This is a genomic window from Micromonospora sp. NPDC000442 (assembly GCF_042898635.1).
Classification (GTDB): Bacteria; Actinomycetota; Actinomycetes; order Mycobacteriales; family Micromonosporaceae; genus Micromonospora.
Window position 1 is genome coordinate 62,271 of sequence record NZ_JBIAYZ010000018.1, and the last position, 23,051, is coordinate 85,321.

Consider the following 23,051-nt stretch of genomic DNA (forward strand, 5'->3'; position numbering starts at 1 on the left):
CGGTCGTCGTCTGGACCTCGCCGCGACACCGCCAACGTTCCCGGACACCGCACTAGAAGTCGAGGGCGTACGGATCCCGAGGGCCCGTGCCACGGGTCACCGGCGCTGCCGCGGTACCCCGCGCCAGCTCCTCACACGTCCGGGTGGCCTCCTCGAAGCGGGCGAGATCCTTGGTGATCATGTCGTAGGCGGACGTGCCGTCGGGACGACGTGCCGGGATCATGTAGTCGAGGTGATCACGACCCATCCCGACGTAGCGGACACCGGAGCGGACCGCCTCCTGCACGGCGTGCAGGAAGTGCAGGTCGCGCCACTCCGCGAACAGCTTCCCTTGCTCCGCCGTGCTGGCCGTGGACATGCCCGCCAGGTCTTCCTTCTCGTCCTTCTCCAGCTTCTCGTCGGTGTTGACCCTGAGGAGGAGCACCTTGACGAGTTCCGCGCAGAACTGGCGGAGCGCGGGCAGGACATCCTGACCGGCCGGGGAGCTGAGAGCGTCGCCCAGATAGCCGTCCACGGTTAGCTGGTTGATGAACTGGTCGAGCTTGTCGCGGTTCGGCTCGATCGCCGCCTTCAGCGCCTTCGTCGCGTCCCGCGACTCTTTGCTCTTGGCCAGGCCGATGAGCGTCGGCTCGTTGACGACGTCGAGGCCGTACCCCCAGGCGATCTTGAGGTAGCGCTGGTACGGCTGTCCAGCGTACTCACCGGAGTCGCTCTTGAGTTCGTCGATACGCCCGACGCCGTTGAGGTAGGGCAGCAATCCGGTCAGCGCGTCGCCCATCTTCGGATACAGGGACTCCGCGCCGAATCTGCGCTTGTCGGACTCCCCTTCGATGCCGAACTGGGCGAAGCGGAGCGTGTTCTCCTTCTTGTACGCCGCCTTCATCGCCGAGCCCGATCGCAGTTTGTCGACCGCGAACGGCTCGTACTTGAAGCTTTTCGACCCGAGCGCCCCGACGGCCCGCAGGATCTCGTCAAGCGTGACCTTGGTGTGGTCCTCGCCGATGAGGTTGGTGGTGCCGGGAGGTCGGAAGCGCACCCAGGTGTTGGGGCTCGTCGAGTCGGCGGGGAGGTTGCCGATGTAGTCGCTGCGGCCGGCGGCGTGGTCCCTGAACTCGTCGAGGTCCTCGTAGCGGTGCACCAGCTCGTCGCTGGCCAGCGCCCGCATCTGTGGGTTGAGGCCGGCTTCGTCCGGATCGACCCGCGTGCCGTCCACCCACGCCCAGCGTTGCACCGGCACGGGGGATCCACCACCCGGGCCGGCCGGACTCCGTGCCTCCGGCGCACACTGCACGGTTCTCCCGTCGCCACCCACGGCCTCGGTCCCGGATTGCGGGTGCGGCGCCGCCAGCGCTCGGGTGGCGTTCGCCTCCGCCGCCCGCTCGTACGCGTCGCCCGGGTCGGAGACCCGCAGGCCGTGGCCCACGTCGGTGCCGGCGACCGGGCCGGAACGTTGCTGGATGACGTGGGTGAGCTCGTGGGCCAGGGTGTGCCGGTCGCCGCCACCCTGGCCGATCACTACATGGCTGCCCGAGGTGTACGCCCGCGCGCCGATCTCGGCCGCCGAGCGTTGGGCGAGTGCGTCGGTGTGCAGGCGTACGTCGGAGAAGTCGGCACCCAGGCGGGCCTCCATGTCCCGGCGTACCGGCTCGGCGAGCGGGGTGCCGCCCGAGCGCAGCACGTCGTGCACGATCGAGCGTTGCACCGGCTGTGCCTCGGGTCGGCGTTCGTCGTGGTGTTCGTGGTCGGAGTGCCCGTGATCGGAGCGCTGCCGCTGTACCGCCCGGGTCACCGCGGCGTTGCCGGCCCGGCGTTGCAGGGTCAGTATCGCGGCCATCGAGCTGGTCAGCGGTGCGGTGCCGGTCCCCGGTCGGGTCGGCTGGGTGTGCCGGTTCGGAGCGTCACGCTCCGGCGGATCGTGTGCGCGCACGGCGGTCCTCCTGTGGCCAAGGGTCAGACGGGGCGAAGGCGCTTGCTGCCGTCGAGGTTGTCCTCGAGGCGTACGGCGGGGACGTCGAGCAACTCGTTGATGCCGGGGAACTGGTCGGGCAGGGCCGCCCCGCCCACGACGGTCGGGGTCGGCTGGGTGTTGTCGTGCGTACGGGCGTGCGCCTCGCCTGCCTGCAGCAGGTACTTGCCGGGGTCCTCGCCCTGGGCGACCGACTGTGCGCGATCCCGCCGGACCACCTGCTCGCCGTAGGTGTTCTGCATGACCGCGCGGCGGTGGATGTTCGTGCCGAAGCGACGAGCGGGCCGGCCACCGGTGCCCTTGACCCGCATGCCCGTCTCGTGGGCCGTCTCCAGGAACGCGGCGAGGTCGACGGCGTGCCCGCGCTGGTAGGTGTTGCAGAAGTTGACCAGTTCCGGGCTCATCACCCCGGTGCTCAGGTACGAGTCGACCAGGTGCTGGTGTACGTCGTCCCGGATCGCCTCGAGGTAGAGGGTCCGAACACCGTTCTGGCGCAGCCGCGCCATGTGGTCGTTGACCCAGGCGAAGAACGGTTCCGCGTAGTGCGGCCCGCCGATGACCAGACCGTCATTGGCCAGCAGGAGCATGTCCGTTGCGTCGGCCGCGGGCATCGGGATACCCCGCAGCATCCCGGCCGTCGCGTCCCGGCGGGCCTGCGCGTTCTCGGCGCCGGACCCCTGCTGGTACCGCGCGGCCCGGGTCACCGCGTCGCCGGCCAGCCGCTGGTCCCGGGCGTCCTGGGCCTCCCAGTACGGGCGGGACACCGGATCCCGGCGACCCAGTTCCTCCATCATCTCGGCGTTGCTGCGGGCACCGGTGACACCGCCCACCAGCGAGATACCCACGTGTTGCGCCACGTTGGTCAACGCGGTGCCGAGCTGGTGGCCGGCCACGGGCGGGCTCATCTCGCTCAGGGAGGTCAGGTCGGTGTCGAGGCTGATCCGCTCCTTGACCGGCGTCTGCCCGGTGACCGCTTGGTAGGCGTTGCTCATCTGCTCCCAGGTCTGCCGGTCCACCTGAGCGCTGGCGCGCCGGCTGGAGAACGACCGGCGTGGGCCACGGACCTGCACCGACGGGCCGGGCGGTTCCCGGTGCAGCTCGTCGTCGGTCACCCGCTGGACCGTCGGGAGGCCCGAAACCGACCCGGGTCGATGCCCACCGCCGTGTTCGTGGCGGGCGTGCCCCTCGCAGGTGTCGCGGCCGGAGCGCTGCCGCTGGATCTGCCGGGTCACCGCGGCGTTGCCGGCTCGGCCGTGCAGAGCCAGCAACGCGGCCACCGCCCCGGTCTGCGCGGCGGGGTCGGTCCCGGACTGGCTCGGCCGGGCTGGATGGGCCGGGACGTCTCGATCGGACGGATCGAGCGCTCGCATGGCGGTCCTCCTGCCGTCAGTGGACCCGCGCGGGCTCCCCGCGCGGGTGGTGCGCGCCGAACTCGCTGTCCAGCAGCAGCCGGCCGAGCTTGCGGTACTCCCGCTGCACCGCGCCGATCAGGTCGGACATGCCCACCGGCCGGTCGGCCTGCGCCGCCAGGTACGCGGCGGTGACCACGCAGGCCCGGATGCTGCCGCCGGCCAGCTCGAAGTTGCGGGCGCAGAAGTCCAGGTCGAGGTCGTCGGCGCGGGGCAGTTCGGTGCCGAGGCAGCGGTCCCACAGCGCCCGCCGCTGCGCGACGTCCGGCATCGCGAAGTCGACGATCAGGTCGAGCCGCCGGGTGAACGCCTCGTCCAGGTTGGCCCGCAGGTTCGTGGTCAGCACCGCGACGCCGTCGAAGGACTCCATTCGTTGCAGCAGGTAGGCGCTCTCCATGTTGGCGTACCGGTCGTGGGCGTCCTTCACCTCCGACCGTTTGCCGAAGATCGCGTCCGCCTCGTCGAAGAGCAGCAGGCCGTTGACGCCGGCCGCCTCGGTGAAGATCCGTTCTAGGTTCTTCTCGGTCTGGCCGACGTACTTGTCAACCACCGTGGAGAGGTCCACGACGTACAGGTCCAGGCCGAGGTCGGCGGCGACCACCTCCGCCGACATCGTCTTGCCGGTGCCCGAGTCGCCGGCGAACAACGCCAGCACGCCCCGACCCCGGCCACCGCCGGGACGCATCCGCCACCGGCCCAGCACCCGGTCCCGGTACCGCACCCGCAGGGCCAGCTCCCGAAGCTGGTCGTGGACCGAATCGGGGAGCACCAGGTCGGACCAGTCGACACCGGGCTCGATCCGCCGGGCCAGCCGGGCCAGGCCACCGGCGTTCTGCCCGCGTACCCCGGCCCGCAGGTGACCGGCGTCGACCCGCTCCGCGCCGACGAAGACCGCCAATTGCTCGGCGGCCTGCGCAGCCCGCCGCACCTGGTCCGGGCCGAGCAGGTACGGCGCCAGCTCGCGCACCGGGTCCACCCCGTCGAGCCAACCGGACGGCCGGGCCCCGTGGCGCATCCCGCTGGCCGTCCGCCACAGCCGGGCCCGGCCCTGCTCGTCCATCGGCGTGGCGGTGACCAGAAGCGGTGCCTGCCTGCTCCAGTGCGGATCCCACTCGACGGTGCCGGTGAGCATGACCGGCACCGGCTGGTCGGCGACCCGGCGCAGCAGCCGGGCGTGCTCCGGCCTGCCGACCGGGTCGAGTGCCTGGACCGGGCCGGCGACCAGACCGGCACCGCGCAGCCGGGCCTCCCGCACCGTCGCGGCGAGCAGGTCGGCGGGGGCCGGGTCGGTGGCCAGCGCCTCCAGGTCGAGCCGGAGCACCGACCACCCGGCCCGGACCAGCGCACCTGCGGCCAGGTCCTCGGCGTCGGCACCGGGACGTTCCCGCAGGTAGCCCAGGCGTACCCCGGCGCGTAGCGCCATGCCGAGCCGGCCCGTCAGATCGTCCTGCCGGGACGCGAGGTCACCCCCGTCGGCGTTGTCGACCGGCCAGGCCACCCCGGCCAGCCGGGCGTCGGCGACGTCGTCGCCGAGCAGGTACGCGGCCACCCGGTCCGGCACCCGCAACGACCGGGACAGGTACGGCAGGTCCGGCTGCTCCACCAGCAGCAGACCGCCGCCGACCAGGGGTGTGGTGCCGGTGAACCGGGCCCGTGCGGCGATCGCCGACGCGGGGATCCCGCACAGCTCCAGAGCCAGCCCGATGGTCGCCCGACGCCGGCTGACATCGTCGTTGAGGTAGCCGTAGAGCCGCTCGTACCGGGCCTCGACGTCGGGCAGCAACGCGACGAGCAGGAACTCCACGTCGATCGCGGTGAGCCGGAACTCGTGCGCCAGCCGGCTCAGCCTCAGATCGGCTCCGTCCGTGGCGTCCCGGTCCGCCGCCGCCTCCAGCGCTGCCAGCGCCTGGGCCCGGGCCACGTCCGGTTCGCCCGGCGCGGTCGCGGGAGCCGGTACGGCCGCCAGCCGGTCGGCGTCGGCGGGCGACACGTACAGCCCGCGGAAGGGGTCGTCGGGGTCGGGGTCGTCCCGGCGACGTTCGGCGACCAGTCGGTGTACCCGCGCCGCGACCAGCTCCAGCCGGCCCAGCAGGTGGGAGATCCCCGCCGGGCTGGTCATCGGTCTGCGTCCGGCCCGGCCGACCGTCGCCGGCGGTCCGGCCCGGGGCGTGATGTGGACCCGGCCCGATCGGCGCCGTCGTCGCGGCGGCGGGTCACGGTGGTGCTGGTACGGCGGCCCGCCGACGCCCCGGAGGCGTCGGTGACCCGGACCGTCCGTTCCAGCACCGGCGGCGCGGCCTCCGTCCGTCGGGTCGACACCGGCGCGATCACCACCAGGTCCAGCGAGGGTTTCAGTTCTCCACCGAGCGCGGTCCACACGTCGGCCAGGGCACGTCCCTCGCCGGGTGGCGCGGCCACGGCCATCGGTACTGCCAGGCGCAGCGCGGCGAGCGAGCCCGTCAGCCGGTCGGCTGGCAGCTCGTCGTGCCGGACCAGCCCGGCGAGTAGCGCGGCGAGCAGCCGGTGCTCGTCCGTGGGGCGCTTGGTCCACGCCGTGACCAGATAGGACAACGCGAAGAAGTGCGGCGCGTCGTGCCAGGCGACCGTGCGTCCGGTCGCGTCGCGTTCGGCGACCCGGCCCTGGAAGTGCCGGGACCGGTCCTCACGGATGTCGTAGAGGAACAGGTTCACCGTCGGCGCGTTACGTCGCGCCGCCCAGTCCCGGGTGGGCGCCTCGAAGGACACGTCCACTCCGGTGCCTGCCAGCGCCTCCTCGGTGACCAACCCCCGCAGGCCCTCGTCAACCTCGTGTATCACGTGTGCGCCCCCATCGTCGTCACCAGCGGCGGTGCAGCAGTCCGGGTGGTTGCTGGGCCGGCAGCACCACCAGGAACGGTGTGCTCACCGGGCTGAACCCGGTGCCGGTGGCCACCGCCATCCGGGCGCCCAACCGGTCCTTGGGCAGCACCAGCAGCTGGGCGGTGAAGGTGCCGTCAGCCGCCGGGCGCACCGGCGCGGCGGTGGCGGTGATGCCGACGTCCCAGGCGAGCCGCACCGGTCGGTCGGGTGGGAAGTCCACCCCTCGGATCGCGGCGACGAAGCCGGGCGGCCCGATCGGCGGCATCGCCACGATCCGTGGGGCGAGCACCCGCAGCGGCGTGCTCGTCGTGTCGTTGTCCGGATCGGCGTTGCCGCCGGTGGTTTCGATGGTGCCCACGATGGTCGTGTTGAGCGCTGCGGTTGGCAAGAGGGCACCGGTGACGGTGGCGGCGGCACCCGGTGCCAGGTCCGGCACCGGACAGCCGTCGGTCGGGCAGGTGGCGAGCGGCCCGCCGACCGGTACGTCCCCGGGGAGGCCGGGCCGCAGCCGCAGGCCGGTCGCGGTCGTTGCGCCCGCGTTGCGGACCGTGTAGGTCACGGTGACGGTGCCGCCGACGTATCCCGGACGGGGGTTGACCGTGACGGTCAGGGCCGGATCAGGCGGGCTGCCCGGCGGTGCGGCAACGATGCGTACCGTGGTGGTCGCACGGTTGTCCGACGGATCGGTGTCCACGGGGCTGGCCTCCACCGACCAGTCCAGCTCGAAGCTGCCGGGCGCGGTGCCCACCAGCTCGACCGCGATCTCGACGGTACGTCCCACCTCAAGCCGCCCCAACGCGCAGCGCAGGGTGTCGAGGGAGCAGTCGCCGACCGGTGTGTCGAAGCCGGTCACCGACAGTCCGGCCGGGACGCGGAGGATGCCCAGGACGTCGTCGGCGGCGGTCGGCCCCTGGTCGGTGACGGCGAGCCGCAGCGAGGTCCGTCCGCCCACCGTGGTGTCCGGCGCGGGTACGGACACGGTGGCGGCGACGTCGAAGCGACGTTGCCAGGTCGGCTCCTTCTGCCGTCCCGGCAGGTGGGCGGTGAGCGGCCGAACCGTGTCGTCGGCGAGGTGGTAGGTCCACAGCGCCTCGGGGGAGTTGTTGTCCGCCGCCCGCCGGGCCGAGAAGGCCAGCCGCCCGCCGTCCGGTGACCAGGCCACGTCCCTCGGCTGGTGTGGGCCGTCGTCGCGGTCCGGCACCGGTCCGGCGCAGGACCCCCCACCGGGGGGTAGCAGCAGCCGACAGCCGCCGCTGTCCAGGTCGATCAGGAGCAAACCGTCGGCTTCCCGGTTGACGACGAGCCGGGTGCCGTCCGGCGAGAACGCGGCGCTGTCGTCGACGACCGGGCATCCGCTGCCGCAGATCGTCTCGGTCAGGTCGATCTGGTCCAGCCCGTCGCTGGCGTTGGCGGTCCAGATGTGCGTCGTCGCGTCGCCTCGGTAGGTGCCCCGGGTGAAGGCGAGCCGGGTGCCGTCGGGCGACCAGGCCGGCTGGGTGTCGTCGAGCGCTGCCAGGGCGTCCGGGACCGGCAGTTCCAGCAGGAGCCGCCCGGTGTCGGCGTCGACCACCTCGATCCGGGAAGGGGAGCGCGGTGCCCCCGACCCGTCGTCAGGCGAGTTGCGGACCAGGGCGAGCCGGGTGCCGTCGGGCGACCAGGCCGGGTCGGTCTCCCGGTCGCCGCGACCCCGCCCGGTGATCGGCAGCAGGCGGGGCCGGCCACCGTCGGCGTCCGTGATCCAGATTCGTTCGGTCCGGACGCCGTCGACCGTCTCGAACCGGCTGACCGCGATCCGCTGCCCGTCGGGGGAGTACGACTGCCGTTCGAACCACGGATCACCGTCGACCGGCTCCCAGAGCAGCCGTGAGTCGGCGGTCGCCCCGGGGTCCTCCCGCAGCACCGGCACGCGCAGGTCGCGGGGGTCCACCCCGTCCGGCCGGATGTCCTGCATCGTGGCGGTGGTCCGATCGGGGGCACTGGTCCGGGCGACCAGCAGGGTTTCGGCGTCGGCGTCCGGGGCGGCATACCAGGTGGGGTGGCTGACGTCACGGTCCTCGGCGAGCCGTTGCACCATCACGCACTCGCACACGTTGTCGCGGACCACCACGGAGTAGACCCGGTCGACGCTCCCGGTCGTGCCGCCGCCGGGCAGGGTGCGGCTGACGAACGCCACGGTCGTCCCGTCGGCCGTCCAGGCTGCCTGCCGAGCCTGCCAGCCGGGCGGCAGCATCCGGGCCCGACCGGTGCCGTCCGGAGCGGTCAGCCACACCTCGGGTTGCGGACCGGCCGGATCGATCGTGTAGGCGATGCGCCGGTGCGCCGGGTTCGGGTCCCAGGCCGGCTCGCCGGCCCCGCCGGGTTCGTCGGTGATCCGGGTGACCGGGCCGCCGGTGACGGGCAGCCGATAGATCTGCGGGACGGTGTCGTCGCCACGTCGACCGGCGAAGGCCAGCGTGGTGCCGTCCGGCGACCAGGTCGGCCAGGTGTGGTGACCGGTGCCGTCGGTCACCCGCCGGGTGTTCCCGTCGAGGTCGACGACGAAGATGTCGTGCCCGCCGTCGTCGCGGCCGGCGGCGGAGCTGTACGCGATCCGGGTGCCGTCGGGGGAGAGCACCGGCCGGGACTCGTCGGTCGAGTTCCGGGTGGCCCGCAGCACCGGCCCGGTGCCTCGGCGCAGGTACACCTCGGTGGTGCGCTCGTCGCGTCGGCTCACCCAGGTCACGGCCGACCCACGGGCCGACACTTCGTCGTCGAAGTGGTCGGGTCCGGTGTCGAGCCACGGCGCCGCGGTCGCGGCCGACCCGTCACCCCGGATCCGGCCGAGGCTGCGGTGCCCGGTGCCGGCGTACGCGATCCGCTGGCTCACGTCGGGGTTCGGTGCCGCTGCGGGCGCCGCCGCCCCACCCGGCGCGGGGGCGGCGGCCCGGGTCGGGCCGACGAACCCGGCGGTGGGCGCTGGCATGGCAAGGAGGAGCACGGCCAGTATGGCGGGCAATCCGATCATGCGTCGCAAGTGGACCTCGGCAGGCGTGCGGTGAACGAGCTTCGGTGGCCAGGACAATCCTGTGGCGGTTGTCGGCCATCCGCGACGGACCGGCGGGCACCAGCAGGGGCAGCGCTGCTGGCCCGTCGGGGCAACCCGTGCCGCCACCCCGGTCGTTCAGATCAGCCCGTTGCGGAGGGCGTACGCCACGGCGTGCGCCCGGTTGCGCAGCTGGAGCCGACTGGTGATGTCGTGCAGAATGTTCTTCACGGTCCGCTCCGAATAGGAGAGCTTGCTGGCGATCTCCCGGGTGTCGAGGCCGTCGGCGACCAGCCGAAGCACGTCCGCCTCCCGGGCGGTCAACCCGAGCAGAGACAGCCCGCGCGGTTCGAGTACCTGCCGCTGGAGCCGACCGATCTGGGCCATCAGCCGACCCAGCAGGTCGGCGGGGAGTGCGCCCTCGCCGCGGGCGACGGCCAGCACGATGTGACTGAGCCGTTCCGCGCTCGCCTCGGCGCGGCGGACCACACCCACCACCCCATGCTCGACGGCCAAGGACAGCCCGGCATCGTCGATCCTGGTCGGTACCAGCACCAGTTTGACCGCTCCGGCCCGGTGCAGTCGACGCAGAAGCCCGGCCGCCGACTCGTCGAGCGCGTCGACGACCACCAGCGCGACGGCACTGGGTGTCTCCCGGTCTGGTTCGACCACCCACAGGTCCGGCCGGGAGCGGAGTTGACTCTCCACTCCCAGCCGCGAGATCGGGTCGTCCGCATGGACGCTCACCGTGACACGATGCATCTCCAGCCTCCCCACAGGTCGGCGCCCGGCTGCCTCCGGTACGGACGTGTCGCACCTCCAGCGCTCGGGGCGCTACGGCAGAGGGTGCCGGAGGGCACTTCGCACGCACCTAACGTGGACCTAACGGGCAAGGATTCTGCCCGTGCCGGTTCCCTGGCGGACGGTTCGCAGGCGGTACCGCCGCGCCTACCGTCGACGGACATGAGCATCACGTTGGGTCTGGTGGACACTGCGCCGGTGGTCGTGCCAGGGGAGAGCGTCGACATGCCGGTGACGGTCCGGAACACGGGCGACGTCGTCGAGGCGTACGCCTTCGAGATCATCGGCATACCCGGCACGTGGGCGACGTTCGACCCGCCGAGGGTCTCCCTGTATCCCGGCGCCAGCCAGACCGTCACGCTGACCGTCCGGCCGCCCCGGTCCGGCGAGGTCCGGGCCGGGGAACTGCCGTACGGCGTCCGGGTGGTCCCGTCCGAGGCACCGGAGGCCGCCACGGTCGAGGAGGGCGTGCTGACCATCGCACCCTTTCACGAGGTCACCGCCGAGCTGCGTCCGCTGGTGCGCCGAGCATGGCTCGGTGCGCGGTACCGTCTCACCGGGATCAACGGCGGCAACGTCGCAGAGACGCTGACGATCACCGCGGCCGACGAGAACGAACAGTTGCGCTTCACACCCCGGCCGCGCACGGTGACCCTGGCCGCCGGCGAGCCGTACCCGGCCGTCCTCGGCGTCCGGGCCCGGCGGCTGCTCTGGCACGGCGCCCCGCGTCACCTGCCGTTCCGGGCCCTGCTGACCGAATCCGCGGGTGGCGCCGTCACCCTGGACGGAACGCTGGTGCAGCAGCCGGTGTTCTCCGCCCGGCTGCTCAGGTTGTTGGCGTTGCTGCTGGCGTTGCTGCTGCTCCTGCTCGCCGTCTGGTTCGGTCTGCTGCGTCCCGCGGTGCAGTCGGCGGCCCGGGAGGCGGCCGACGAGCGGGCCGAGCAGGTGGCGACGGAGGCGAGGGAGGTCGCGGGCGTGGCCGCCGATGAGGCGGCCCGGGACGCCGTCGAACAGGAACGCGCCGCAGCCCTTCCACCCCCGTCGCCGTCACCGACGGCCACCGGCGGTAGCGCGGGCAGCGGCCGGGGCGGGCAGTTCGCCACCGCGCTGTCGGTGCGGACCAACCCCGGGAGCACGGCGTCGAGCAGCTACACCGTGCCCCGTAACCGGGTGCTCCTGATCACGGACTTCCTCGTCGACAACCCGCAGGGGGACACCGGAATCCTGACCGTCACCGCCGACGACGTGCGGGTGGTCACCTACGCGCTGGAGAACTTCCGTCACCAGGACTACCATTCGGTCACCCCGATCCGGGTGCCGGCGGGTGCCCGGGTGACTCTGAGCGTTTCCTGCCGGCAACCGGGCAACCCGGTCGGCGCGTCCGCGCCGCGCACCTGCCAGGAAGGGCTCTACATCAACGGCACCCTGACGCGGGTCACCGGTTGATCACCCCCGGCGGTGGTCGGCTCGCGGTGATCGATGTCGTGTGATTCCGTGCGATCGCCGGCGACGTGAGTGCCCGTGTGCACCGGTCGCGCTATCCCGAGCACGACCGACCGATTGACCGGCCGATCCGGCGCGGGCCGCAGCGTCCGACACTCGTTACGTGGATCCACCGGATGCGGCAACAACCCCATCGACAACGCCGAACCCGCCGGCGGGTACCACACCGAAAACGGTGAGGAGACTGGCGACCGTGCCTACGTCGACACCACCCCCTCCGGGGAACGAGTAGCCAAGATCGTCAAGAAGTACGTCCACGCGAAAGCGACGCCCTGCGGCCTGTCTGGACCCTCACCGAAGCGCGCCGCTTCCTCGACCACGTCCACCATGACCGGCTCTACCCGCTGTGGCGGCTGCTGCTGGTCACCGGCCTACGACGCGGCGAACTGTGCGGCCTGCAGTGGCGCGACCTGGAACCGGACCTGGCCACCCTCACCGTCCGCCGGCAACGCGTCGTCGAAGACCCGGCCAGCCGAGTCCGCGACAAGCCACCCAAGTCCGTAAAGGTCCTCCTCAAGCGCGTCAACAGCGACGGTTCACGAGGCCACGTCCTCCAGAGAGGAGGCGCCGGATCCGGATTTCGGCCGGGCAGGATCTCGCAGATGGCGACGTACGCCTCGAGCGCACCGGCGATCACCCGCATCCGCCGTGTCTGGTCCTCCGGTGACAAGCCGGGCTCGCCCATGCTGAGGTACAACCGTCGCTCGATGATGGAGATGTCGGGCTTCCCGGCTATCACCGTGCTGGGCAGAGTGGCTGCCATGCGCTCGATTCGGACGCGAAGCACCACTGTCGCGAGTGTGGCATCGGCGATGCCATGGATGGGGCCGACCGGTAGCGGAGGCCGACCCCATCCGTAAGTGCTGGGCAGCGGTCAGCGGCTGTTTGCCGTAACGGGACGGGTCGGTGCGGCGGCCGATGTTGCTTCCGTAGGTGCAATCGTTGCCTGCGAGTTGAAGTTGCCGCGCTTGCCAAGTGCCGTGATCGCGGTCGCGCAGACGATCCCGGTCGCGGTGAGTGCTATCCACGGCAGAGCGGGGAAGCCGCTGCTGCGGCCGGCGTCCAGGGCCAATCCGGTGAGCAGGTTACCGGCGGCGATGCCGATACCGGACAGGGTGTTGTAGAAGCCGTAGTAGGTGGCGACGGTTCGTTCGCCGGCGAGGTTGACGATGGTGGCCATCTCGAACGGGTACACGATCATGGTGGCGAACGTCAGAAGAACTGTGCTGATCAGGACCGGAGCCAATGCAAGCAGATAGTCGAACCAGCCGAGCGGTCGGCTCGTGCTGGCCGATGGTAGCCCGGCAGCCAGCGCCAACGGCACGAACGATGCCCCCATGAGCAGCAGCCCTCGGGTGATGGCGTGGGCAGGTGTCCACCGTGCCTTTATTTTATTGGTGAGTCGGACCTGCCCGACAACGGTGAGTATCCCGGAGATGGCGAACAGCGCCGCCACGCCGGCCTCACCGCCGGTGACTCGCCGGACCTCGATCGGCAGGCCCAGGTAGACCTGAAAGTTGAGCACGTACGAGCCGATCATGGCTAGGGAGAACAGCAGGAAGGGCCGGTGCCGCACGACCTGCCGCCAGTCCGCCAGCATGCTCTGCTGCGGTTTGTCGCCGGTTCCACGGCGAGAGGGCAAGGCGCGGGCCTGCAAGACGAGCAGGACGAGAAACAGGGCGGCAGCCACGACGCACACCCACCGGAACGCGACCCCGAGCAGCGCCAGCCCGATGAGGGGGCCGACGAGGATGCCCGCCTGGTAGAAGACGTTGAACAGGGCGAACGCCTCCACCTTCCGCTCGCCGGCTTCGGCAGCCAGGTATGCGCGTACGGCGGGGTTGAACAGGGCGCCGGCCAGGCCGGTCAACGCGGAGGCCACTAGCAGGGTCGGCACCGACTGGGTGAAACCGAGCATGGCGAAGCCCGCGACCCGTAGTCCGAGCCCGGCCAGGATCATCGGCTTGTACCCGATGCGGTCGGCGAGACTGCCGCCGATGAGGAACATGCCTTGCTGGCTGAGGTTGCGCATGCCGAGGATGAGGCCCACCATCCAGGTGGCCATGGCCAGGTTGTTGGACAGGTAACCGGCCAGGTACGGCATGAGCATGTAGAAGCCGACGTTGATGGTCAGCTGGTTGATCAGAAGCAGTTGGATGGGCCGGTTGAACGAGCCGACCTGCGACAGAGCGGCCCTCACGCCGGCTCCCCGACGGGATCCACCAGTGTGGTAGAGGTCCGCCGGCCGGACCCGGGCGGTGGCACCGCCGCCTGGGCTGCGCCCTTGTCCGTGTCATTGTCCATCGCGATGGGGTCCAGCACGGCGCTGCACCGGGTCCACCGGATGACCTCGCGGTCGCGGGGGTGGCTGAGGTACTCCGGTGCTGATGCCGGGGGCCGGTCCAACAGGTTGTGCTGCCGGCAGTAGGCGTCGTTGTAGATCGTTTCGGCGTAGCGTTGCGGCCCGTCCGGGAAGATCGCGGCGATGCGGATCTCGTCCGCCAGTGTGCGCGACAGCCACGAGGCCACCAGGGCCACCGCGCCGACACTCCAGCCTCCGGTGACGTACCTGCCGGCGGCCATCCGCCGGCAGGCCCAGACCGCTTCATGGGCGGTGACCCAGTGGACCTCGTTGAAGGCGCCGTAGTCGACGTTGCGCGGGTAGATACTACTGCCCAGTCCACGCATCCGCCGGGGGCGGGCCGGCTGACCAAAGATGGTGGAACCGGTCGTGTCGACGCCGACCAGACGCAGGCCCGGGAAGAACTGGCGCAGCACCCGGGTGACGCCGGCGCTGTGCCCGCCGGTACCGACGCTGCACACGAGGACGTCGATGCGTCCGAGCTGGGCGGCGAGCTCCAGGGCGAGGCCCTGGTAAGCGTCGACGTTGTCGGGGTTGTTGTACTGGTCCGGGCACCACGCACCCGGGTGTTCGTTGATGAGCTCCGCAACACGGTCGCGGCGGGCCTGCTGCCAGCCGCCCGTCGGGTGCGGCTCGTCCACAACATCGACGCGGGCGCCGTAGGCGGACAGCAGGTTACGCATCGGCGGTTCCATGCCTGGGTCCGTGACCAGGGTGACGGGATGTCCGTACACCATCCCTGCCAGCGCGAGCCCCAGCCCCAACGTACCCGACGTGGACTCGACGACCGGGGCGCCTGGAGGCAGGTCGCCGCGTTCACGAGCGCGCTTGACCAAGTGCAGCCCGGGTCGGTCCTTGAGGCCGCCGGGATTGTGCCCTTCGAGTTTGGCCCAGAACCCGCGCGTCGAGCCGCCAATGTCGGGGGTCCACAGCACCGGGGTGTTACCGACGAGTTGGTCGAGCAGGTGGCATGGCGAACTGGCGATCAGCTGACTCAGTGTCGGCAGGTCAGCAGGACAGATAGAAGCAAGGTTGACCACGATGGGTCCTTTCAGCGGCGTGACGTAGCGGCATTGATGTGGAGCGGGCAGCATGAGGCGCGGCATGTCGGATGGCGCGTCCGACGGTGTGCGGGGGCGGACAGCGTTACCGCGGCTCGGGTACGCCTGAAGGGCAGACGGGTTTCAGAACCAAGGCGCGAGCTCTGCGCTGATGTCAGGTTGCCGGTGATGTCACGTTCGACTGACGCACACGTGCAGCAGAAGGATCCGTCCGGGACGGGCCATCGGATGTACGGCTGTGCCGGCGAGGTCGCTTTCAGCGTCAGTGGCTGGTGGCATGGAGACAACGCCCGGCGAGGCGGGCGTGCCGGTGCGCCAACCGACGGAGAACGCAGTGTCACAGGAGCTTCCGTGAGCACTGTGACCAACACCCCCGGCGTGGCCGTCTACAGAGGCCGTCAGGCTGCCGTCAGGCACCTCGCCAGGCGACGGCTCGTCAGTGCTGGTCGATGTCGTCGTCGCAGCGGCGTGGCCTGCATGATCATGGGTGCCGTCATGGTGCACCGTGGCGACGCAGATCAGCAAAGCCAGCAGCATGAGGGCTCGCATGACGGGTCGGTGCACCATGGACCTTTCGGTCAGCAGTACCTAGCCGGACAGACCGAGCTGACTGTATCGGTGCGCTACTGCAGTGGGAAGATTTGTTACGGGAAACGCTATTTGTTTACATAGTTCGTTGTCGGATGCTTCACCATGGGATGCGGGCTTTGGGGTAGCTGGTACCGCGCCTCCGGTGTCGAGTACGCCTCCGAGCTACCGGGAACCTCACCTGCAAGGTCGTCCTCGCGTCACTGCGGTTCGGGGGCCAGTTGTACCCGGCGCAGTGTCTGGGCGTTGAGGGCGACCACGATGGTGGAGGCGGACATGAGTACGGCGGCGGCGGCGGGGCTGAGGACGAGGCCGGCCCCGGCGAATACTCCGGCGGCGGCTGGGATGGCGATGACGTTGTAGCCGGCGGCCCAGGCCAAATTCTGGATCATTTTGCGGTACGACGCTTTGGACAGTCGGACGCTGCTGGCGACGCCGCGTGGGTCGGAGGAGGCAAGGATGACGCTGGCGGTTTCGATCGCCACGTCGGTGCCGGCGCCGATGGCGATGCCGACGTCGGCGCGGGCCAGTGCGGGGGCGTCGTTGACGCCGTCGCCGACCATCGCCACGGTGAGGCCCCGAGCCTGTAGTTCACTGACCTTGTCGTCCTTGTCAGCCGGTAAGACCTCGGCGAAGACCTCGTCGACGCCGTGCCGGAATCCCAGGTCGGCGGCGACTGCCTCGGCGACCGGCCGGGCGTCGCCGGTGATCATGGCGATCTTCGGTACGCCGAGCCGGCGTAGCTGTTCGATGGCATCCCGGGCCTCGGGGCGTGCCTCGTCCTCCAGGGCGATCGCCCCGAGCGCTCGCGGTGTCCCGTCCAGCGTGACCAGGTGCAGCACCGGGGCGCCCCGCCCGGACCAATCTTCGGCCGTCCGGGCGAGACTGTCGGGCACCTGGATCTGTTGTTCGCGAAGCAGGGCGGGCCCACCCACCGCGTACCGGGAGCCGTCGATGCTGGCCTGCACGCCGCGGCCGGGCAGCGCCTGGAACTGGGTGGCGGTCGCCGGCTGTCCGTTTCCCTTTGCCGCTTTGACGATGGCGCGGGCGAGCGGGTGCTCGCTCTCGGCTTCGACGGCGGCGGCCAGGCGCAGCACATCGTCCTCGCTGGTCCCGTCGGCGGCGGCGACCGCGGTGACGGTGTGCTCGCCCTTGGTGAGCGTGCCGGTCTTGTCGAACAGGACGACGTCGACCTGGCGCATTCGCTCCAGGGCGAGCCGGTGCTTGACCAGGATGCCGTTGCTGGCGGCCAGGCCGGTGGACAGCGCGATGACGAGGGGGATCGCCAGACCGAGGGCGTGGGGGCAGGAGATCACCAGGACGGTGATGGTGCGGACGACCGCCTCACCGAGGTTTCCGATGATCGTCCACACGACAAGACTGAGCACGGCCACGGCCGTGGCGACGTAGAACAACACCGCGGCGAACCGGTCGGCGAGGTCCTGAGCACGCCCGCCGGCCGCCTGTGCCTCCGCGACCAGGCGCTGGATGCCGGCCAGAGCGGTGTCCTTGCCGACCGCGTCGATCTGCACGCGGATCGCGGAGTCGGTGGCCACCGAGCCGGCCACCACGCGGGCGCCGACGCCGCGCGGCACCGGCCGCGACTCGCCGGTGATCATCGACTCGTCGATGTCGGCGCTGCCGTCGATGACATGCCCGTCGGCGGGCACTCGGGCACCCGGGCGAACCAGCACCAGGTCCTTGACCCGCAGGTCGCGTACCTTCACCCGTTGCACGCTGCCGTCGGGGTCGACCCGCTCGGCGTCGTCGGGCAGCAGCTCGGCCAACGCGGCCAACGCGCCCCGGGCCTGGCCGATGGCCTTCATCTCCTGCCAGTGCCCGAGCAGCATGATGGTCACAAGCGCGGACATCTCCCACCAGAAATCCAGGTTGAAGGTGCCCAGACTGGTGGCGAGCGAGGCAAGGTAGCCAACGGTGATCGCCAGACCGATCAGCAGCATCATCCCGGGTGCCCGGTCGCGGACCTCCCGCACGGCGCCGACCAGGAACGGCCACCCGCCGTAGAAGAACACGATCGAGCCGAGCACGGGGCCGATCAGGCTGATCCCGGGGAAGTCCAGCGAGTAGTTCAGCCACTGCATCACCAGGTGGCTGGTGAGGATGACCGGGATGGTCAGCGCCAGGGAGAGCCAGAACTTTCGGCGGAACGCCTCCGGGTCATGCCCGGCGTGCTTGTCGTGACCCCGGTGCGGTCCAGCGTGACCGTCGCCGGGCTGCTCCGGCGGCGGCCGGTGTTCGTTGTCGTGGCTCATGGCACCTCCCCCGGCTCAGTGTCACCGAACTGACGGCGGCGCGAAGGCCATTGGCAGCAGGGGCATCGTTGCCCGGTTTCGGGGTATCCGCACCGGGTGTTCGGTTGCGCTTCGCGGGCAGTGAGGTGAGCAGCGGCAGAGAGCCCCGGCAGGCCCTGCCGACTGCGGTCCGTCTGCCGCTCGAACGGCTCGACGCGGTGCTGTTCGAGCTTGACGTGGTGCTGCGGGACGTGGCTCCGGATGTGACCGCCTTCCCGGGCACGGTCGAGTTGGTCGAACGCCTGTGTGAGCTCGGGTTGTCCACGGCCGTGGTGGTCGCTCACCGATGCTGCCGGGAGGCACTGAGGGCCGGTGGAGTTTGAGGAATTGTTCACCGCCGTCGTTGACGCCGATGCCACGGAACAGACGGAGGGGGCCTGCCCGGAGGCGGCCAGGCTTCTGCTCGCAGCCGGGACGCTGGGGGTGCATCCTGCGCGGGCCGCGGTCGTCGATGCCACGGCGGCGGGTGTGCTGGCCGCCCGTGCGGCCGGGTTCGGGCTGGTCATCGGCCTTGACCGGGACGGTGGGGTCACGACCGAGCTGGGTCGGCACGGCGCCGACCTGGTTTTCACGAGCTTGAGGGCCGTTGGCATCGACGAGGACGCGGCGCAGCACCGGTGGTGGCAGACCCGTCAGACAACCGAGGCGAGTGTGGGGCACGCTGGATGGTTGCTCGACTACGCCGGGGTGGATCCGTACGGCGAGGGGATCCGGGAGGCCCTGTGCACGGTCGGTAACGGTTACCTGGCTGCCCGGGGAGCCGCCCCGGAGGTCGACGCCGGGCCGGTGCACTACCCGGGCACCTACGCCGCCGGCGTGTTCAACCGGCTGCGCACCCGCGTCCACGGCCACCTTCACGACGATGAGAGCCTGGTCAACCTGCCCAACTGGCTGGTGCTGCGATGGGGCACCGATCAGGGCCGGTGGGTGGACCCCGACGAGGCCGGGGTCAGCGAATACCGGCAGACCCTGGACCTGCGCGCCGGCGTACTCCACCGCCGCTACCGGTACGTCGACGGCGACGGCCGGGCAACGACCGTCGTGTCGACGATCCTGGTGTCGATGGCCGCGCCGCACCTCGCCGCCGTGCACGCGACCTTCGTCCCGGAAAACTGGTCCGGCACGCTGCACGTGTGTTCGGCCATCGACGGTCAGGTCGCCAACCGTCAGGTCGCCGAGTACGCGCCCCTGGCCGGCCGGCACCTGCACCCCGAGGGGCAGGGACACGACGACCCGGTCGGGTTGTGGTTGCGCGTGCGGACCAGCCAGTCCGGGATCGACGTCGCGGTGGCGGCGCGTACCCGGGTGCTGGTGCCCGACGCGCACGAAACCCCGACTGAGCTGTTCAACACGCGCAACAACCAGTGGATGCCGGACCATTCGGCGCTTCAGCGGCACATCGGCCTGGCGATCGCCTACTCCGTGTGGCAGTACTACCAGGCCACCGGTGATCTGGACTTCCTGCGTTCCTACGGCGCGGAACTGATGATGGAGATCGCCCGCTTCTTCGCCGACCTGGCCCAGGAGAACCCCGCCACCGGACGGTACGAGATCACCGGGGTGATGGGCCCGGACGAGTTCCACGACGCTTACCCGGACACCGACACGCCGGGGCTCGCCAACAACGCCTACACCAACGTGATGACCGTGTGGCTGCCCGCGGCTGCCGCAGGAGATGGTCAGCCTCCACACGCTGCTCACCTACCGCGGCCACCAGCTGCATCTCACCGTCACCCAGCATGACCTCACGCTGGCCGCATCACCCTGCAACGTCCAGCCGATCGTCGTACGCGTCGCGGATCGTCCCCCGACCACCGTCAGCAGTGGGCAGACGATCACGGTCTCCTTGAAGCCGGCACCGCACAGCCGAGATCCGCGGGCCTGATGGTGCTCAGCTCATCTCGCGGTACCACGCCCGATGCCGGCCAGCCGCATGCCGACAATCATGTGGCGTATCCCCAGCCGCCCATGTAATCGTCGTTCCAGGGCATGCCGTCCTCGGTTATCTGCCGACGGGTGCGCCTACTCCAGCGACTGTCGGCGTTGGCGGTATTCCTCGTCGTTGATGTCGCCACGTGCGTAGCGCTCATCGAGGATCCGGCGGGCGGAGGCGGGTCCACCGGTGTCTCCTCCCGGCCCGCGCGAGAACGTTCGTACGGCGAGCACGATGAGCGCCACCAAACCGGCCAGGATCAGAATTGGCCAGATGATCATCCAGCCAGCCATCGTGCCGTCCCACATCATCGGACGCCTCCATGACCTCGCGGCTTGTCCGTCACACTCGCGACGTTACGAGAATTTCGCGCCTGCCACCCGACCGTTACGAAAGGCGCGGTGAGGGCAGGTGGATTGGGCGAGACCCTCCCCGGTGGTGCTTTTGTAGGGAATCATCCGACACGTCGAACACCCGGCCGGAATGCCCTGTTGACCGGGGAGGTTGAAACAGGGACCTGGCAGGGCTCCCGTGTTCGCCCAATGGACAGGCGGCCGGCGGAATGCGGTCGTACGGACGTCGTTACATCTCCAGTACCTCAGGTGAGTGCGACTCCGGCGTTTTCCTGGCAGAAGCTATCCCCGGGTGAAATCGCATCAGTGGTGCGCCCTCTTGTATGTCGCGTGCCGCTCACCCCCGGACGAGAGGCGAATTCCCATGACTACGTTCAATCGTTGGCTTCCTGAGAATCTGACCGCCGGGATTGTTCGCAAGAGTGCTCTCGGCGTCGCCGGTCTGGCGTTCGCCGGTGGTCTCGCCGCCGGTCCGGCCGTCGCGGCAGAAGCGGCGGCGCCGCAGGCGAGTGCTGCCCAGGCCGACAGGGCCAGGGACGGCGCGGACAAGCGCGTGGGCGACTACGCGTTCGAAGCTCAGCCGAACTTCTACTACTGCGGGCCGGCGTCGACGCGGATCGCGCTGAGTGTGCAGGGTGACGTCCGGAGCCAGGACGAGCTGGCCGAGAAGCTGGGCACCACCGAGGCCGGTACGTCGTCGGTCTTCGACATCACCCGTGTGCTGAACGAGGAGCTCGGGTCCGAGGTCTACCAGGCCGGTGAGCTGTCGGCCGATTCGGTCACGCCGGATCAGGTGCAGCGGATGAAGGCCGACCTGAAGGCCGCCGTCGACAACGGGCGGGTCGCGGTGGTCAACGTCATCGGCGCCGGCACGGACCTCGACGGTGTCGAGCGGTCGTTCCCGGGTCACTACCTAACCGTGGTCGCCTACGAGGGTGACGGTGAGAAGGTGAAGATCGCTGACCCGTGGCAGCCGGTGGGTGACGGTACCTACTGGATGGACGTCGAGGCGTTGGCGAACTGGGCCGCTTCGCGCGGTTACTCCGCCTGACCCGACTGGTCAGACCTGCGCCTGTCCCACCGGTGGCAGCATCACCCTGAACATCGCACCACCGCCCGGGACGTTCTCCGCCCGTACTCGTCCGCCATGGGCGCTGACCACGGCGCGCACAATGGCGAGCCCGATTCCGGACCCGCCGTTGTCCCGGTCCCGGGCGGTGTCAACCCGGTAGAAACGTTCGAAGACGTGCGGGAGATGCTCCGCCGGGATGCCGGGACCGGTGTCGACCACCGCCAGCTCCACGTTATTGGCACCGCCCGTAACGCGTACCGTGACGGTCCCGCCCGTGGGCGTGTGCCGTAGCGCGTTGTCCAGCAGGTTGCCGAGCACCTGCCCCATCCGCTGCGGGTCGACGTCGACGTGTGCCGCCGGGCGGACGTCGCTGCGCAGCAGCACACCCTTGCCGGCGTAGCGGGGCCGTGCCGCAGCCAGGGCGTCCCGGACCAGGTCCGTCGGGGCGGTCCGTACCGGGTGCAGGTCGAACTGGTGCGTCTCGGCGCGGGAGACCGCGGCGATGTCGTCGGCGAGGCGGTGCAGCCGCGCGGTCTGCGTCCGCAGCACCGACTGGAGGTCCTCGTCATCGACGGCGACGCCGTCCTCAGCGGCCTCCAGGTAAGCCTCGATGGTGGCGAGCGGCGTCCGCAGTTCGTGGCCGAGGTCGGCGAGCAGCCGTCGCCGGGTCGCCTCGACGGTCTCCAGGCGTCCGGCCAGGGTGTTGAAGGAGTCGGTGAGGGTCTTGAGCTCGTTGCCGAGGCCGGGGTCGGCCATGCGGACGTCGTAGTGCCCGTCGGCGAGGCTGGCCGACGCGTGCGCGAAGTGAGTGACCGGGCTGGCGATCCGGCGCGTCGCGTACACGCTGGCCGCCAGCGCCGCGACCAGCGCGGCGAGCAGGCCGACACCGAGCGCGAGCGCGTTCGCCGAGGCGTACGCCTGCTCGACGTGCCAGCGGGCCTCGGCGCTGACCTCCCCGCCGACCCGCCCGAGGTGCTCGTGGAAGATCCGCGGGCCCACCGCGCCGGCGACCAGCGCCAGGGTCAGCCCGCCCACGGCGAGCACGAGCACCTGCGCGATGAAGAGCCGCACCGCGAGGTTGACGCGCCGGAGGTTCACGACTGCGGTCCCATTCGGTAGCCGATGCCCCTCACCGTGCGGATGAACCGGGGGTGAGCGGGGTCGTCGTCGAGTTTGCGGCGCAGATGCCCGATGTGCACGTCGACCAGGTGCTCGTCGCCCACCCACCCGTCACCCCACACCGCGGTGATCAGCTGGGCGCGGCTCAGCGCGACGTTCGGTCGGGCGGACAGGACCGCCAGCAGGTCGAACTCGGTGCGGGTGAGTGGCACCGCCGCACCGTCCAGGCGAGCCTCCCGGGCGGGTACGTCGACTTCCAGCGGACCGAACCGGCGCGGCGGGGTCTCCGGCCGGGTGTGCCGCTCCCGCGGGCGACGCTGCATCGCTGCGACGCGGGCGACGAGTTCGCGGGGGCTGAACGGCTTCGTGAGGTAGTCGTCCGCCCCGACTCCGAGTCCGGTCAGCTTGTCAGCCTCCTCGGTCCGGGCGGTCAACATGATGACGTAGCAGTCGCTGAACGTCCGCAGCCGCCGGCACACCTCCACGCCGTCGAGGCCGGGCAGCATCAGGTCCAGTACGACGACGTCGGGCTCGTCCTCCCGAGCGGCGTCCAGCGCCGTCGGGCCGTCGAAGACGCAGCGCACCTGGTAGCCGTCGCGCTCGAGGTAGCTCGCCACGACCTTGGCGAGGCTCCGTTCGTCATCGACGACCAGCACCCGTGCACTCATGTCCTGATTCCTACCGGACGTGC

General features: G+C 70.7%; 17 protein-coding genes. 5 read left to right on the top strand and 12 right to left on the bottom strand.

Translation table 11 applies throughout. The features are described from left to right. Positions 1-52: 52 nt before the first annotated feature. The 6 genes from ACFY2A_RS24370 to ACFY2A_RS24395 all read right to left on the bottom strand — a co-directional run bounded on the left by ACFY2A_RS24370 (position 53) and on the right by ACFY2A_RS24395 (position 10,003). On the bottom strand, positions 53-1,927 hold the full coding sequence (locus ACFY2A_RS24370; protein ID WP_387174825.1) for a DUF4157 domain-containing protein: 1,875 nt from the start codon (positions 1,925-1,927) through the stop codon (positions 53-55). A 23-nt stretch (positions 1,928-1,950) separates the two neighbouring features. Then, positions 1,951-3,336 (bottom strand): hypothetical protein, encoded by a 1,386-nt coding sequence (locus ACFY2A_RS24375; RefSeq protein WP_387174827.1) that lies wholly within the window; start codon positions 3,334-3,336, stop codon positions 1,951-1,953. A 16-nt stretch (positions 3,337-3,352) separates the two neighbouring features. Continuing rightward, a complete protein-coding gene (locus ACFY2A_RS24380; RefSeq protein WP_387174829.1) occupies positions 3,353-5,494 on the bottom strand; it encodes an ATP-binding protein in 2,142 nt (713 codons plus the stop codon). Continuing rightward, complete coding sequence (locus ACFY2A_RS24385; RefSeq protein WP_387174831.1) at positions 5,491-6,192, bottom strand: DUF4255 domain-containing protein; 702 nt, start codon at positions 6,190-6,192, stop codon at positions 5,491-5,493. Before ACFY2A_RS24385 ends, ACFY2A_RS24380 begins: the two co-directional genes overlap by 4 nt. A 19-nt stretch (positions 6,193-6,211) precedes the next feature. Next, complete coding sequence (locus ACFY2A_RS24390) at positions 6,212-9,196, bottom strand: hypothetical protein (RefSeq protein WP_387174833.1); 2,985 nt, start codon at positions 9,194-9,196, stop codon at positions 6,212-6,214. A 198-nt stretch (positions 9,197-9,394) separates the two neighbouring features. After that, positions 9,395-10,003, bottom strand: coding sequence for a LuxR C-terminal-related transcriptional regulator (locus ACFY2A_RS24395; RefSeq protein WP_387174835.1), 609 nt, complete (start codon positions 10,001-10,003; stop codon positions 9,395-9,397). A gap of 216 nt (positions 10,004-10,219) precedes the next feature. Here ACFY2A_RS24395 and ACFY2A_RS24400 point away from each other — a divergent pair, with 216 nt between their 5' ends. Then, positions 10,220-11,503, top strand: coding sequence for a hypothetical protein (locus ACFY2A_RS24400; RefSeq protein ID WP_387174837.1), 1,284 nt, complete (start codon positions 10,220-10,222; stop codon positions 11,501-11,503). Between the two features lie 931 nt (positions 11,504-12,434). Here ACFY2A_RS24400 and ACFY2A_RS24405 read toward each other — a convergent pair. The 3 genes from ACFY2A_RS24405 to ACFY2A_RS24415 all read right to left on the bottom strand — a co-directional run bounded on the left by ACFY2A_RS24405 (position 12,435) and on the right by ACFY2A_RS24415 (position 17,844). Then, positions 12,435-13,760 (bottom strand): MDR family MFS transporter, encoded by a 1,326-nt coding sequence (locus ACFY2A_RS24405; RefSeq protein WP_387174839.1) that lies wholly within the window; start codon positions 13,758-13,760, stop codon positions 12,435-12,437. Beyond that, positions 13,757-15,016, bottom strand: a complete 1,260-nt coding sequence (locus ACFY2A_RS24410) for a PLP-dependent cysteine synthase family protein (protein ID WP_387174841.1) — start codon at positions 15,014-15,016, stop codon at positions 13,757-13,759. Before ACFY2A_RS24410 ends, ACFY2A_RS24405 begins: the two co-directional genes overlap by 4 nt. A 755-nt stretch (positions 15,017-15,771) precedes the next feature. Further along, positions 15,772-17,844, bottom strand: a complete 2,073-nt coding sequence (locus ACFY2A_RS24415; RefSeq protein ID WP_387174843.1) for a copper-translocating P-type ATPase — start codon at positions 17,842-17,844, stop codon at positions 15,772-15,774. 125 nt (positions 17,845-17,969) lie between these two features. On the opposite strand from ACFY2A_RS24415, the gene ACFY2A_RS24420 reads away from it, so the two are divergent. The 3 genes from ACFY2A_RS24420 to ACFY2A_RS24430 are packed head-to-tail and all read left to right on the top strand — an operon-like array spanning position 17,970 to position 19,768. Beyond that, positions 17,970-18,206 (top strand): hypothetical protein, encoded by a 237-nt coding sequence (locus tag ACFY2A_RS24420; protein WP_387174845.1) that lies wholly within the window; start codon positions 17,970-17,972, stop codon positions 18,204-18,206. Next, complete coding sequence (locus ACFY2A_RS24425) at positions 18,196-19,626, top strand: hypothetical protein (protein WP_387174847.1); 1,431 nt, start codon at positions 18,196-18,198, stop codon at positions 19,624-19,626. Before ACFY2A_RS24420 ends, ACFY2A_RS24425 begins: the two co-directional genes overlap by 11 nt. Then, entirely contained in the window at positions 19,559-19,768 is a 210-nt protein-coding gene (locus ACFY2A_RS24430; RefSeq protein ID WP_387174849.1) for a hypothetical protein, read from the top strand. The genes ACFY2A_RS24425 and ACFY2A_RS24430 overlap by 68 nt, the downstream gene beginning before the upstream one ends. 137 nt (positions 19,769-19,905) lie before the next feature. Here the strand turns inward: ACFY2A_RS24430 and ACFY2A_RS24435 are convergent, their stop codons facing one another. Next, positions 19,906-20,127, bottom strand: a complete 222-nt coding sequence (locus tag ACFY2A_RS24435) for an SHOCT domain-containing protein (RefSeq protein WP_387174851.1) — start codon at positions 20,125-20,127, stop codon at positions 19,906-19,908. A 406-nt stretch (positions 20,128-20,533) separates the two neighbouring features. Here ACFY2A_RS24435 and ACFY2A_RS24440 point away from each other — a divergent pair, with 406 nt between their 5' ends. Continuing rightward, positions 20,534-21,220, top strand: a complete 687-nt coding sequence (locus ACFY2A_RS24440) for a C39 family peptidase (RefSeq protein WP_387174853.1) — start codon at positions 20,534-20,536, stop codon at positions 21,218-21,220. Positions 21,221-21,229: 9 nt separating this feature from the next. Here the strand turns inward: ACFY2A_RS24440 and ACFY2A_RS24445 are convergent, their stop codons facing one another. Beyond that, positions 21,230-22,339, bottom strand: coding sequence for a HAMP domain-containing sensor histidine kinase (locus ACFY2A_RS24445; protein ID WP_363925186.1), 1,110 nt, complete (start codon positions 22,337-22,339; stop codon positions 21,230-21,232). Next, positions 22,336-23,028: a response regulator transcription factor gene (locus ACFY2A_RS24450; RefSeq protein WP_363925187.1), complete on the bottom strand. Its 693-nt coding sequence runs from the start codon at positions 23,026-23,028 to the stop codon at positions 22,336-22,338. Before ACFY2A_RS24450 ends, ACFY2A_RS24445 begins: the two co-directional genes overlap by 4 nt. Positions 23,029-23,051 lie beyond the last annotated feature (23 nt).

What these genes read in the sequence shown, in the direction of transcription:
- ACFY2A_RS24390 (WP_387174833.1), bottom strand. Translation starts at nt 9,196, where the DNA reads ATGCCAGCGCCCACCGCCGGGTTCGTCGGCCCGACCCGGGCCGCCGCC.
- ACFY2A_RS24400 (WP_387174837.1), top strand. Translation starts at nt 10,220, where the DNA reads ATGAGCATCACGTTGGGTCTGGTGGACACTGCGCCGGTGGTCGTGCCA.
- ACFY2A_RS24440 (WP_387174853.1), top strand. Translation starts at nt 20,534, where the DNA reads ATGACTACGTTCAATCGTTGGCTTCCTGAGAATCTGACCGCCGGGATT.
- ACFY2A_RS24375 (WP_387174827.1), bottom strand. Translation starts at nt 3,336, where the DNA reads ATGCGAGCGCTCGATCCGTCCGATCGAGACGTCCCGGCCCATCCAGCC.
- ACFY2A_RS24380 (WP_387174829.1), bottom strand. Translation starts at nt 5,494, where the DNA reads ATGACCAGCCCGGCGGGGATCTCCCACCTGCTGGGCCGGCTGGAGCTG.
- ACFY2A_RS24410 (WP_387174841.1), bottom strand. Translation starts at nt 15,016, where the DNA reads ATGCTGCCCGCTCCACATCAATGCCGCTACGTCACGCCGCTGAAAGGA.
- ACFY2A_RS24450 (WP_363925187.1), bottom strand. Translation starts at nt 23,028, where the DNA reads ATGAGTGCACGGGTGCTGGTCGTCGATGACGAACGGAGCCTCGCCAAG.
- ACFY2A_RS24430 (WP_387174849.1), top strand. Translation starts at nt 19,559, where the DNA reads ATGGTCAGCCTCCACACGCTGCTCACCTACCGCGGCCACCAGCTGCAT.
- ACFY2A_RS24435 (WP_387174851.1), bottom strand. Translation starts at nt 20,127, where the DNA reads ATGATGTGGGACGGCACGATGGCTGGCTGGATGATCATCTGGCCAATT.
- ACFY2A_RS24415 (WP_387174843.1), bottom strand. Translation starts at nt 17,844, where the DNA reads ATGAGCCACGACAACGAACACCGGCCGCCGCCGGAGCAGCCCGGCGAC.